Here is a 12596-nt window from a genome sequence, read left to right as displayed (position 1 = left end):
CTATGAGTCGCCATCTCACCCTGTGTGCCCTGTGGTTGCTGCCGCTGTGGGCCTGCGCCGCCGATGACACCAGCGGCCCCCGCTACCACATTGAGCAGGGCAGCCGTGCCAATGAGTTGCAGGTACGCCTCACGATGCAGGGCAATCCCCCTTTTACCCTGCTCCCCCCTCGTCAGTTGCCGGGCAGCACCGCGCCGGTTTCACCCAAGCTGGTCTGTCTTGCAGACAGCCAGCCGGTGGCCCTCAACCAGCCCTTCTCCTGCCAAGAGGTCGGCTGGCAGGTAACCCTCACTCCGGCGCCAGCCCTGGGGGCCGATGCCTCGGCCCAGGCATCGCTGCTGTTTGCCCCCAATCGGTGGCTATTGACCGAATGGGGCAATCTGGTGCGCCAGCGAGGGAGTCACCGAGGGGAAGTCTGTCTGCCGGATGGCAGTTGCCAGCCGCTGCCGGACCTCAACCAGCCGCCGCTGATCCTGCCATTTGGTCTGGCCACACTGCCCGTCACCGAACGGGATCCCAGGCTGCTGCTCAGCCATGACGAGACGGCCAATCAGCTCGATATGCCTGCCCTGCAGCAACAATTGAACGAGATCATCGACTATCTCGCCTTCCAGCTCGATGTCACCCCGCCCACTCACCCGTGGCGGCTGGTGTGGCTGGGGCGGGATGTGGCGACCCGCTCCCTCGGCGGCGCCGCCGGGGATCAGGTGTTTGTCGCCAACTACCCCACCAGGGATGGCAAACCGACGCCACAGGCGCCACTGCGTCTGCTGCGCACCTCCGCCCACGAGGCGGTGCACATCCTCAGCACCGCGCCACAGCCCACCTGGGTCAACGAGAGCCTTGCCGAGTACCTTGCCATCAAGGCGCTGCGCCGCTTTCGGCTGCATCAGGTCACGGCGGTCAACGAGCTGGCCGAACGGGGCAAGCAGTTGCCCCATGGCGAGAGCGGCCTCTATCGGGCGGCCCGCGAGGTGATGGCAGGGGATCGATCCTATTACCCGCTCTTTTACGTCAAGGGGAGCGCCTTCTGGGAAACCCTGGACAGGGAGCTGCAGCACAATGACGCCACCCTGGCCCGGCTGCTGCCCCAGCTGGGCTGGCTGCCGGATGGTCGCTTTGATACCGCATCCAATGAGCTGCTTGCTGGCACCATAGGCTCGGATACCTGGCGCCGCCTGAGCCGCCACTATCTTGGCGAAGCGCGGTAACGCCGCACGCCGCAACGAAAAAGGGAGAGCCATGGCTCTCCCTTTTGCTGCGTGATGATTCAGACGGGTCGGTATCAGACCGGGACATGCCCCTGCCCAGACGGCGCAGCTGGGCGCAGGCGCAGCACGAACACCGGCAGTACCACCAGCACCATCAGGAAGAAGATGCTGCCTCCCAGCGGTTCGTAGAGCAGACCGCACAGGGTCATCAGGGCGGCCACCGTCATGCCGAGCCCCAGCGCCGCATAGAGCGCCTGGGTCGGGATCAGCTGCTCGGCCGGCAGCTGGCGGGTCATGAAGCGCACGGCGCCGAGGTGGCTGACGCAGAAGGTAACCGCATGCAGCAGCTGGCCCGCCACCAGCACCAGGATCTCGGTGGAGGCTCCAAGCAGGATCCAGCGCACCACGCAGCCCAGCGCCCCCACCAGAAACAGAGTCTGGGCGCCGAAGCGGTTGAGGAAGCGCTTGTCGGCGGCGAACATGCCGATCTCCGCCACCACCCCCAGCGCCCACAGATAGCCGATGGTGGTGCCGCTGTAGCCCGCCGCCTTCCAGTGAATGGCGCTGAAGCCGTAGTAGGCGGCGTGACTGCCCTGCAGCAGGGCCGAGATCAGCAGGAAGCGGCGCACCTGGGGAGACTTGAGGGTATCGAGCAGGGAGGCCTTAGCCCGCTCGCCCTGAATGTCCCGCGGCGCCGGGTGCAGCGGCAGCCAGCTGAGCAGCAGCATCAGCAGCAGCCCGGCCACCATGGTGTGCAGCACCCACTCGCTGCCAAAATTCCCCACCAGGGCCCCCACCAGGGTCGAGGCGACGATGAAGGCAAAGGAGCCGCACAGGCGCACCTTGCCGTAGTCGAGGTGCGCCTGCACCACCATGCGGGTGGCCAGCGCCTCCCCCACCGGCATCAGGGTCGGGTAGATGAAGTTCGCCACCAGGGTCAGTCCCACCAGCCACCAGAGGTTGTGGCTGAGATAAAAGCCGAGGAAGGCCAGCAGACTGAGCAGGCAGAGCAGGCGGGTGACCGGCAGCAGGTGCCCCGCCCCCTTGATCTGCCCCATCACCATCAGGTTGCCGGCAAAGCGGATCGCCATGCCGGCACCGAGCAGCAGGCCTATCATCTCGGCGCTCACCCCGATCCCCTCCAGCCAGAGCGACCAGAACGGCAGATAGGCACCATAGACAAAGTAGAAAGCACCAAAAAACAGGGCTAACCAGAAGAAGGCGGGCATAGGTCCTCGGCAAGGGGGAAGATGGGGCACAAATGATAACCGATTTGCCGGTGGGGATCCTGCGATCCCGGGTGGGAAGCCACGCAGATAATAATGAAAAACATCAATAAAATTGAACTATTGGCGCAAGACCGGTGTCTATCGAGTAACACCTCCTCCTGGTTAGTGTTGCAATCCTTCCACCCGCCACCGGCGGGTTTCTTTTTGGCCGTTCGCTTGCGCCATGAAAAAGGGGCCCGCAGGCCCCTTGTCGTGATGGGTATTCATCAGAACACGTACTTGACCCGTGCACTCAGGTTGCGGCCCGGCTCGGTCTTGTTGCTGGTGCTGGCACTGGCGCTCTGCCCCGTGATGCTCTCGTAGTTGACGTACTCCTTGTCAAACAGGTTGAAGACGCCCACGTTGAACTGCAGGTCCTGCACCGGCTTGAACTGGGCGTAGATGTCCACCACGCCCCAGCCCGCGCTCTTGATGTTGTCGTTGCCCTTGGCATCCTTGCCCACCTTGCTCATGTCGTCGGCAAAGCGCAGGGCGGTGTTGATGTTCCAGTTGGGCTGCTCCAGTCGTACCCCCAGGGTCCCCTTGAGCGGGCTCAGGCTGTTGATGTAGTTGCCGTCGCCATCCTTGCCCTCGATGTAGGAAAGGTTGCCCCAGACGTTGACCAGATCGTTCAGCCAGTAGTCCGCCTTGGCCTCGGCCCCCTTGGTGGTGGCCTTGTCCAGGTTCTGGTACTGGTAGACGGCGGTGCGCCCTTCGGTGCTCACCTGGCCCAGCTCGATGAAGTCGTCGTACTTGTTGTAGAAGGTGGCCACTTCATAGCTGAAGCCGCCGGCGCTGCCGCGCACCCCCAGATCGATGCCGTCGCTGCTCTCGGGTTTGAGGTTGGTGTTGGGCTCGATGCGATAGCCGTACGCCTGATGGTTCAGGGTGGAGAAGGCGTTGTCATACATGGGGGTCTTGTAGCCGTGGCTGTACTGGGCGAACAGGTTGGCCGCCTCGTGCGCCTTGAATACCAGCCCCAGCTTGGGCGAGAACTCCCCTTCGGAGAAACGTTTGAGGTTCTCGCCCGTGTAGGCGGGATCCTGATCCGGGTTCATCCGGTAGTAGTCATAGCGGGCCCCCGGCGTCAGCACCCAGCGCTCGCCAAACTTCAGCTCGTCAAACGCCCACAGGGCGCCGTGCTCTGTGGTGGTGGAGGGGAAGCTCAGCTCGCTGTAGCCTTCAAAATCCCCCGGCACGGTCGGCGCCTTGAAGCGGGTCCGTTCGTTGTCGGTGTGCTCATACTCCAGGCCCCAGGCCAGCCGCTGACTATCCAGCGCCTTGCTGAACTTCACCTGGGCGCCCAGGCTCTTCTGCTCGAAACCGTTGTGATCCAGCGAGTTCTTGGTCACATAGGGGTTGGTCGGCCGCACCGGGTATTTGGATGAGGCGTACTGATCCATGGTCTGCTTGGTGCGGGCGTAGTAGATCTTGCTGTCGATGCGATCGACCCAGGGCGCCTGCAGGGCGATGCCGTGATCCAGCACCAGCGACAGGTTGTCGGTATCCTTGTCGGTGATCGGCTGGTTGAAGACAGAGCCGGCCTTGGTGAGGTCGACCGCGTCGGGGTCCTGACCCTCGGTAAAGTAGTCGACGGTCAGCTTGAGGAACTGGCTATCGCTCAGGTTCCACTGGCTCTTGAACAGCAGCGCCTGACTGACGATGTCGAACTCGTTCTTGTCGCTGTCGTAGTTCTGGGTCACCCCGCCGTCACGCCAGGTGTAGCGCAGCAGGTTTTCCAGCTCGCCGGTACGCAGGGCACCGGTAAAGCCCGCCATCTTCTGGTGGCTGCTGGAGGCATAACCGGAGGTGGCGTCCAGATAGCTGTCGCGCCCCTTGAGGAAATCCGCCGCATCCTTGGTGGTGATGGCGATGACGCCGCCCAGCGCATCGGAGCCGTAGGCGGCCGAGGCCGGCCCCTTGACCACCTCGACCTGCTTGATCATGTCGGTGTCGAAATAGCTCTGGCCCACGCCGCCGTTCTTGTAGGCGTCGTTCTCGCGCACGCCGTCGCGCACTATCTTGACCCGGTTCTCGCCCATGCCGCGAATGATGAAGGTCTGGGCATCGCCGGCACCGCCGAGGGCGGTGACGCCCGGCTCGTAACGGAACAGGTCGGCGACGTTGCTCACCACCTGCTCTTCAATCTGTTCGGCGGTAATGACCGAGATGGGACCGGAGACATCTTCCAGTTTCTGCTCCATCCGGGAGCCACTGACCACCATGACGTCATCTGCTTTCTTGTCCACCGCGAAAACCGGGGAAGCGAGGCCGGCCGCCACGGCAAGGGCGACCAGCGATAGGGTGTTGTTATGGGCCACTGCAAATCCTTATTGAGAACTGTTATCAAACAGCAGGCATCTTACTCACCTCTCAACAAAGATCAATAATAAACGGAATCATTCTCATTTTCTTTTGTCATAATTAGGTTCTACACTACGCCCCTCTGTTTTCCCGCCCGCCATGCTGCCATTGTATGGTGCAGGTACCTCATCGCTGCGAGACACCCATGACCCGACTTCTGCCCCTGCTCACCCTGCCCCTGCTGCTGGCCGCCTGTGCCACGACGGCCCCCGTCAACGATGCCGGCACCCTCTATCACTATCAGCTCAAGGCCACCCAGGGGGATGCGCTGACCCTGGAGCAGGCCCTGACCCGGGTGGCGGATGCCGACATAGTGCTGGTGGGCGAGCTGCACACCCACCCGGCGGTGCACCTGCTGCAGGCCAGAATGCTGGCGGGTCTGGCCGACACGGCGCAGGCAGACGGCCGCCCCCTGGTGCTCTCCATGGAGCAGTTCAGCCGCGCCGATCAGCCGGTGCTGGATGCCTACCTCGCCGGTCGCATCGGCGAGGCCGCCCTCATTCGCGACGGCAACGCCTGGCCCAACTACCCGAGCGACTATCGCCCGCTGGTGGAGTTCGCCAAGGCGCACCACCTGCCGATCATCGCCGCCAATGCCCCCAAACCGCTGGTGAGCTGTGTCGGCCAGGAGGGGCCAGCCTGGCTGGATCAGCTGCCCGCCAGCCGTCGCAGCCAGCTGGCCCGCACCCTCACCCTCGGCGATGACCCCTATCGCCAGAAATTCATGGCCTCGCTCCATCATGGGGATGCCGACGGCAACGCCCGCCGCTTTGCCGCCCAGACCAGCTGGGACGACACCATGGCCGAGAGCATGGTGGATTACCTACGCAGCCACCCGGGCCGGCGCATCATGCACATCGCCGGCAACTTCCACGTGGAGGGGGGACTGGGGCTGGCTAGCCGCATCGCCAGCCGCAACCCGGCCCTCAAGGTGGCGCTGGTCGTGCCTGAGCTGACGGCGCCGCAAGCGGGCAAGGAGCAAGCAGCGGCAGCCGGCCGGGTGGCCGACGTGCGGGTCGGCATCGCCCCCCTGCCGGAACGCTGGCTAAATGCCGATGAAATGAAGCAAGATATGGGCGCACTGCATCAATCCCGCAGTCGTGACTGCAGCCAGTGGCTGCAACCCTGACAAACAATTGCCCAAGGATTTCATATGGATGTGTTACTGGTCATCGACATGCAACAGGGGCTGTTCACTCAGCCTCGCCATCAGGACGCCCAGGTCATCGCCAATATCAATCGATTGGCCGAGCGCGTGCGGGCAGAACAGGGTCGTGTCATCTATGTGCAGCACGATGCCCCTGGTTCCGAAGTGGATCCCGCCAGTCCTGGCTGGCAGCTGCACGCCGATCTCGCCCCAGAGGGGCATGACAGCCGGGTGCGCAAGACCGCCTGCGACAGCTTTCTCGACACCGAGCTCGGTTTTCTGCTGGCGGAGCAGCCGGTAGACAGGCTGCTCGTCTGTGGCTGTGCCACCGATTTTTGCGTCGACACCACATTGCGCAGCGCCGCCGCCCGCGGTTTCGAGGTGGTGGCGGTGACCGACGCCCACACCACGGCGGACCGGCCCCACCTGAGCGCGGAGCAGATCATCGAGCACCATCACTGGATGTGGCGTCACCTCAGCCTGCCAAAAGGCAGAAGCGTGACCCTGCTCACGACGGATGAGCTGCTCGGCGCCACCCAACCCGAGCCGGCATGTTAATCTGCCCGCTTTGAAGCGATCACCCGATTGGAGTCTTGTGTGCGTCTACTCTCTGCCGTTGCCTTCACGCTGCTGTTACCGGCAATCACCGCCTGCTCCGGCTTGCCGGGGCGCCAGCCGGATGGCCCGGCCCCCCTGTTCAGGACCCACATCAACGAGGAGGGGAGCAAGCGCTTCACCTTCGAGGCCGCCCCGCTCGATACCCTGCCCACCCGCCTGCAGAACGATGACGGCAGCAGGCTGAGCAGGAACAAGAGCCTGCTGGAGCGGCGCGAAGCGCTGCAGGATGCCCAGCTCACCCAGGCGCTGGCCGAGCGCAAATATTGCCGCGAAGGCTACATAGTGCTCAGCCAGACTTCCTGGAAGATCCGGGGGGAATGCAACGAGACCGCCACCCGGGCCGACCGCGACGCCTTTCCCAACAAGGCCTCCTGGCAGGATTGAGGGAAAACCGTCCATAAAAAAACGGGCAGCCCCAGGGCTGCCCGTTTTGTCATCCTGGCGATCCGTGCGGATCAGACCGGCGCGTCGGCCGAGCTGGTCAGCTCGGCGCCATTGTCGATGCGCTTGTGCCCTTCCACCAGGTGGACGAAGTCCACCAGTTCGTCACCGGAGACCCGGAACGCCTGGCCGAAGCCCTTGACGAACAGCCCCTGCTCGGGCTTGAGACGAAACAGCACGAAATCCTTGAGGTTGGAGAGCCCTTTGACTATCTCGCCAAAGCGCCCTTCCAGCGCCGCCACGGCCTTCTCCCAACGCACGTCGTCGCGGGCCACCACTTCGGCCAGCGCATCGAAGGTGAGGCGTTTGCGGGCAAACAGCTCGCGGGCCCCGTTCTCGTCCTCGATCAGCATCAGCGACACCTTGGGCACCTGTTGCAGGTTGCGGGCGTGGCGGGCGATCTCGGAGATGAGCACATAGTAGCCATCTTCCTGCAGCACGAAGGGGGCATAGCTGGCATTGGGGTTGCCTTCACTGTCCACCGTCGCCAGCTGCAGGGTGCGGCAACCGTCGCGAAACTCGCGGATCTCCGGTTGCAGGCGGTTCTGCAGACGCTCCTGACGTTCACTCATGCTTTGACTTCCTCTTGATACTGGTGGCGCAGGGCCATGAAGCGTTCCACCTGGGCCGGCAGCAGCTGACGCTGCTCGTCACGCCCCAGATAGACCTTGAAAATGCAGCGACCGCTGTGGCCGAAGAACTGGAAGGAGTGTCCCTCCTTGCCCATGAACAGCTTGCTGACCAGGGCAATACCGACCACGTTGTCGAGCTTGAGGTGGCCGTGCATCTCGCCGTCACGCCCCATCAGGTTGTAGTAGCCACGGGCGCTCTTGCCGCGGGGGAAGGGGGCCTTCACCTCGAAGATGGAGCCGTCGGATTCGACGATGGTGGTCACCTGGCCCCAGTCGGCCAGATCCGCCAGCAGGGCTTCTGCCTGCTCGGCGGGCACCAGGGTAACCAGCTCGGCCGGCAGGTGGCGCACCACCTCCCATTCGCTGACGGCCAGCTCGGCGGCGATGGTGGACGGGTGAGCGCCGGGATCTTGTGCCAGCAGCCCATGAATGCGTTGTGCAATGCTCATCGGTTCTCCCTTGGGATGCCTGCGGCATCCCTGTTCTGTCATGGCGGATACTGTAATGAAGGCCCCAAACCAATGCAATTGATAATCGCTTTCATTCTCAGTGCATTTTTTTCGACGGCTTGATATTCTCGGCGGCAATCCCACTTCATTCACCCTTCGGAGGTTAGCATGGGCCGTCGTTTTGCCCTCGCACTCAGCCTGCTCGGCTGCTCAGCCCTGTCCCTGCCCACTCTGGCGCAGGAACGTATCGTCAGCATAGGCCCGGCCACCACTGAACTCATTCTGGCTCTCGGGGGCGAGCAGAGCCTCATCGCCACCGACATCAGCAGCCCGGAGCCGAAGAACCTGCCGCGGGTTGGCTATCACCGCGCCCTCGCCGCCGAAGGGATCCTGAGCCTGGCGCCGACCCGGCTGGTCGGCAGCGACGAGATGGGACCGCCGCCCGCCCTGGAGCAGCTGCGCCGGGCCGGGGTCGCGGTGGACGTACTGCCCACCGCCCCCACCCTCGCCAACCTCAATCAACGCATCGATACCCTGGCCGCCCTGCTCAAGGACCCGGCCGCCGGCACCCGCCTGAAGGCCGAGATCCAGGCCCAGAGCGAGCAGCTGGCCGCTCAGGCCAAGCAGAACAAGCCGCTCAAGGTGGTCTTCCTGCTGCTGCACAAGGGCCAGCCCACCAGCATCGCCGGCGGCAACACCACCGCCAGCGCCCTGCTCACCCTGGCCGGTGGCGTCAACCCGGTGGCCCAGCTGCAAGACTACAAGCCCGTCTCCACCGAATCCCTGATCGAGCTGCAGCCCGATCTGGTGCTGGTGAGCGGCCGCGACTGGCAGCAGTATCAGGATCCTGAAACCGTGCTGAGCCAGGTGCCCGCCCTTTCCGCCACCCCGGCCGGCAAGAACAGGGCCATCCACGCCATCGACGGCCACGCCCTGCAAGGGGGGCTCAGCCTCACCTCGCTGCAGCAGGCCAGCCAGATCGCCAAGTGGATCAAGCTGGGTTCATGATGCGTCTGCCACTGCCCTGGCTGCTGTGCCTCACCGGCGGCGCACTGGCGCTGCTGCTGGTCGGATCCTTGGCCACCGGCCCCATGGCCCTCTCTTTTGGCGAGAGCCTGCGTGCCCTGTTCGCCGGCCAAGGGAGCGGAATTGAGGCCCACAAGCTGCTGATCGTGCAGGAGATCCGCCTGCCGCGCACCCTGCTTTGCATCGCAGTGGGGGGGATTCTCGGCCTCTGCGGCGCCGTGATGCAGGGGCTGTTTCGCAACCCCCTGGCCGACCCCGGCATCATCGGGGTCTCCGGCGGGGCGGCGCTCGGCGCGGCGCTGGCCATCGTGCTGCTGGCCCCCCTCGGCCAGCAGTGGCAGAGCCTGCTCGGCATCGGCCTGCTGCCCCTGCTCGCCTTTCTCGGCGGCGCGCTGACCACCACCCTCGTCTATCTGCTCGGCACCCGGGAGGGGGGCACCTCGGTCACCGTCATGCTGCTGGCCGGGGTGGCCGTCACTGCGCTGTCCGGCGCCGTGATCGGCCTGCTCACCTATCTCGCCGACGATCAGATGCTGCGCAACCTGAGCCTGTGGCAGATGGGGTCGCTGGCGGCGGGCAAGCCGGTGGACGTGGCGCTGGCGCTGCTGACCCTGGTTGCCCTGCTCATTCTGTTCATGCGCGATGCCAACCCCCTCAACGCCCTGCTGCTGGGTGAAGGGGAGGCCCGCCACCTCGGCATCCAGGTACAGTCCCTCAAGCGGCGGCTGATCCTGTTCACCGCCGCCGGGGTCGGCGTGGCGGTGGCAGTGGCCGGCATGATAGGTTTCGTCGGTCTGGTGGTGCCGCACCTGGTGCGGCTGCTGGCTGGCCCCAACCATGTCCGGCTGCTGCCGCTCTCCGCCCTGCTCGGGGCCGCCCTGCTGCTGGGCGCCGACATACTGGCCCGCACCCTGCTGGCACCGGCCGAGATGCCGGTCGGCATTATCACCGCCCTGCTGGGCGCCCCCTTCTTCATCTGGCTGCTGGTCAAGGGCCGCCGCACCCTTTAACCGGAGGACTCATCTTGTCAGCTTCATCGACCCTGCTGCACTGTCGCCAGCTCAGCCTCAGCCGGGGCGGCCGCCCCATCCTGGACAGGCTCGACCTCAGCCTGCAGGCGGGCAGCCTCACCGCCCTGCTCGGCCCCAACGGCGCCGGCAAGAGCTCGCTGCTCAAGTGCCTCACCGGCGAGCTGGAACATGAGGGGGAGATAGATCTGTTTGGCCGGGAGCGGCGGGAGTGGGCCGGCAACGAGCTGGCCCACCGTGTCGGCGTGTTGCCGCAGAGCTCGTCCCTGAATTTCCCCTTCCTGTGCGAAGAGGTGGTGGCCATGGGCCGACTGCCCCACAGCGAGCCGGCCAGCCGGCGCGACGAGATAGTGCGGGCCGCCATGACCCATGCCGGGGTGGATCATCTGGCCGGCCGCCTCTATCCCGGCCTCTCCGGCGGGGAACGCCAGCGGGTGCAGTTCGCCCGGGTGCTGGCCCAGATCTGGCAGGCCCCGGAGGAGCCGCAACAAGCGCGGCTGCTGCTGCTCGACGAGCCCACCTCGGCGCTCGATCTCAAGTACCAACACCAGCTGCTCACCATGGCCCGCGCCCTCGCCGCCCGCCATACCGCCGTGCTGGTGGTGTTGCACGACCTCAATCTGGCGGCCCGTTACGCCGACCGGCTGGTGATGCTGGAGCAGGGCAGAGTGATGGCCGACGGCACCCCGCGCGAGGTGCTGACGCCTGATCTCATCGACCGGCTCTACGACTACCCGGCCCGGGTGATCACAGACCCGCAGGGGATGTATACCGTCGTCCTGTAGGGCGATTTCTCGCTCATACTGCAAGGGTGTCAATCACGGATGCTTGCCCCATGCCTGCTCGTCTGCTGTTGCTCTGGCTCCTCTCCCCTCTCTGCGTTGCCGCCCCCCTGCGTCTGGTCGTCCAGGAGTTTGCTCCCTACAGCTTCATGGGCAGTGACAACCAGCCGACCGGCGCCATGGTGGACATGGTGAAAGAGGCGTGCAGCTACTGGCCTGAGGGGTGCCAGATCACGCTGCGCCCCAATCTGCGGGCCAGAAAAGAGCTGGATCTGGGGGAAGTGGACGGCATGTTTCCGCTCGCCTGGAGCGATGCCAGGGCAAAGACGCTGAGCTACTCGGTACCGCTGTGCAAGGCGAGCTGGGGCATCTTTGCCCACGTCGATGAAATTGACGCGCCGCTGACTCTGGCTCGCCTTGGTCACGCACGGATCGGGGTGACCAGAGGCTCCTTCAGCGAGACCTTGCTGCGCCAGCTGGACGACACCCTGCACCAGCAGGGGATCCCCCCGATGCAGCTGGAACTCAACGTCAACGATGATTATGCGAATCTGCTCAAGATAGAGCGGCAGGGGCGCTACAACCTCTACTTCTCCAACCTGGATGTGGCCCTCTATCGACTCAACCTCAGTGGCGCCTCGAAGATCAGGCTATGGCAGAAGAGTCACGAGGCGAACTACTACATCGCCTTCAACCGCCAACGCATGAGCGAGGCGCAGCTGGCAGCCTTCAACCAGATCCTGATCCGGCTGGAAGCCCAGGGCAATCTGCTGCGGCACAGGGTGCACTGGGGCCTCTCCTCACCGCTGCCCGATCATCGGCTGCACACCCTTTTTCCACCCGGTTCACAGAGGCCTCACGCCAACTGATAGCGACCCGGCTTGTGGTTGAGTGTCAACACCAGGTTACAGATGATGGCCGCCACCACGGAGAGGGCCAGGATCCAGGGCTGCACCACGAAGAAGGAGGCGATGACGATGGTGCAATCCAGCCCCATTTGCAGCTTGCCGGCGCGGATGCCGAAGCGATCCTGGATAAACAGCGCCAGGATGTTGAAGCCGCCCAGGCTCGATTTGTGGCGAAACATGATGAGCAGCCCCATGCCGATCAGGGTGCCACCGATGAGCGCCGCGTAGACCGGCTCAATCTTGCCTATCTGCAGCACGGCATTGAGGTGATCCGTCATGAAGGAGACGGTCGCCACCGAGACGAAGGTGTTGAGGGTGAAGCGCGGCCCCATCCTGAGCCAGGCCAGGGCATAGAAGGGCAGATTCATGCCGAAGAACAGCAGGCCGAAGCTCAGCCCGGTCACCTGCTGCAGCAGCAGTGCCAGCCCGGCGGTACCGCCGGTGAGCAGGCCCACCTGATGAAACAGAAAGATGCCGAGAGAGACGAAGCCGGCGGCGGTCAGCAGGGCGATGATGTCTTCATAGAGGGGGTGCGCAGTACGAGCGGACTGCGCCGAGACGGGGGTGTTGTCCATAACCGGTATCCAATAGCGAAGTAAAAGAGTGTCTGTTGCCCGCAAGGCGGGCGCGAGCCCTGTCCACAGGGCTTCGTTATGGGATTCAGTCTATTTTTTGCGACCATGATCACAATAGTCACCGCCCACGCCCCGTTTTGGTGCCTG

13 protein-coding genes are annotated in these 12596 nt (G+C 64.4%); 8 read left to right on the top strand and 5 right to left on the bottom strand.

The features are described 5' to 3' along the window. Positions 1-2: 2 nt before the first annotated feature. Positions 3-1211 (top strand): hypothetical protein, encoded by a 1209-nt coding sequence (locus tag AB5Y98_RS01185; RefSeq protein WP_368231139.1) that lies wholly within the window; start codon positions 3-5, stop codon positions 1209-1211. 74 nt (positions 1212-1285) lie between these two features. Here AB5Y98_RS01185 and AB5Y98_RS01180 read toward each other — a convergent pair whose 3' ends face one another. Continuing rightward, the gene (locus AB5Y98_RS01180) at positions 1286-2440 is read right to left on the bottom strand and encodes a 3-phenylpropionate MFS transporter (RefSeq protein ID WP_279452365.1); all 1155 of its coding nucleotides are present in this window, start codon (positions 2438-2440) and stop codon (positions 1286-1288) included. A gap of 266 nt (positions 2441-2706) precedes the next feature. Then, positions 2707-4800 carry a TonB-dependent hemoglobin/transferrin/lactoferrin family receptor gene (locus tag AB5Y98_RS01175; protein ID WP_368231137.1) on the bottom strand — a complete coding sequence of 698 codons (2094 nt, stop codon included), beginning with the start codon at positions 4798-4800 and terminating at the stop codon, positions 2707-2709. A gap of 188 nt (positions 4801-4988) precedes the next feature. On the opposite strand from AB5Y98_RS01175, the gene AB5Y98_RS01170 reads away from it, so the two are divergent. The 3 genes from AB5Y98_RS01170 to AB5Y98_RS01160 are packed head-to-tail and all read left to right on the top strand — an operon-like array spanning position 4989 to position 6992. Beyond that, positions 4989-5972 (top strand): ChaN family lipoprotein, encoded by a 984-nt coding sequence (locus AB5Y98_RS01170; protein ID WP_279484774.1) that lies wholly within the window; start codon positions 4989-4991, stop codon positions 5970-5972. 24 nt (positions 5973-5996) lie between these two features. Beyond that, positions 5997-6548 (top strand): cysteine hydrolase family protein, encoded by a 552-nt coding sequence (locus AB5Y98_RS01165; RefSeq protein WP_017784347.1) that lies wholly within the window; start codon positions 5997-5999, stop codon positions 6546-6548. 39 nt (positions 6549-6587) lie between these two features. After that, on the top strand, positions 6588-6992 hold the full coding sequence (locus tag AB5Y98_RS01160; RefSeq protein ID WP_195878049.1) for a hypothetical protein: 405 nt from the start codon (positions 6588-6590) through the stop codon (positions 6990-6992). Positions 6993-7063: 71 nt separating this feature from the next. Here the strand turns inward: AB5Y98_RS01160 and hutZ are convergent, their stop codons facing one another. Then, positions 7064-7621 (bottom strand): heme utilization protein HutZ, encoded by a 558-nt coding sequence (hutZ, locus tag AB5Y98_RS01155; RefSeq protein ID WP_252601828.1) that lies wholly within the window; start codon positions 7619-7621, stop codon positions 7064-7066. After that, positions 7618-8130 carry a heme utilization cystosolic carrier protein HutX gene (gene hutX, locus AB5Y98_RS01150; protein WP_005304096.1) on the bottom strand — a complete coding sequence of 171 codons (513 nt, stop codon included), beginning with the start codon at positions 8128-8130 and terminating at the stop codon, positions 7618-7620. Before hutX ends, hutZ begins: the two co-directional genes overlap by 4 nt. A 168-nt stretch (positions 8131-8298) precedes the next feature. Here hutX and AB5Y98_RS01145 point away from each other — a divergent pair, with 168 nt between their 5' ends. The 4 genes from AB5Y98_RS01145 to AB5Y98_RS01130 are packed head-to-tail and all read left to right on the top strand — an operon-like array spanning position 8299 to position 11835. Further along, entirely contained in the window at positions 8299-9138 is an 840-nt protein-coding gene (locus tag AB5Y98_RS01145) for a hemin ABC transporter substrate-binding protein (protein ID WP_279484775.1), read from the top strand. After that, positions 9135-10166 (top strand): iron ABC transporter permease, encoded by a 1032-nt coding sequence (locus AB5Y98_RS01140; protein ID WP_017787703.1) that lies wholly within the window; start codon positions 9135-9137, stop codon positions 10164-10166. The genes AB5Y98_RS01145 and AB5Y98_RS01140 overlap by 4 nt, the downstream gene beginning before the upstream one ends. Positions 10167-10180: 14 nt before the next feature. After that, on the top strand, positions 10181-10969 hold the full coding sequence (locus AB5Y98_RS01135) for a heme ABC transporter ATP-binding protein (protein ID WP_005304104.1): 789 nt from the start codon (positions 10181-10183) through the stop codon (positions 10967-10969). Between the two features lie 50 nt (positions 10970-11019). Then, positions 11020-11835, top strand: a complete 816-nt coding sequence (locus tag AB5Y98_RS01130; protein WP_010634925.1) for an ABC transporter substrate-binding protein — start codon at positions 11020-11022, stop codon at positions 11833-11835. Here the strand turns inward: AB5Y98_RS01130 and AB5Y98_RS01125 are convergent. After that, complete coding sequence (locus tag AB5Y98_RS01125; RefSeq protein WP_005304112.1) at positions 11823-12449, bottom strand: YitT family protein; 627 nt, start codon at positions 12447-12449, stop codon at positions 11823-11825. The two genes, AB5Y98_RS01130 and AB5Y98_RS01125, sit on opposite strands and share 13 nt — an antisense overlap. Positions 12450-12596: the final 147 nt, after the last annotated feature.

This window comes from Aeromonas sp. s3 (genome assembly GCF_040907805.1).
GTDB classification, from domain to species: Bacteria; Pseudomonadota; Gammaproteobacteria; order Enterobacterales; family Aeromonadaceae; genus Aeromonas; species Aeromonas dhakensis.
This window is presented reverse-complemented; position numbering and strand designations above follow the sequence as displayed.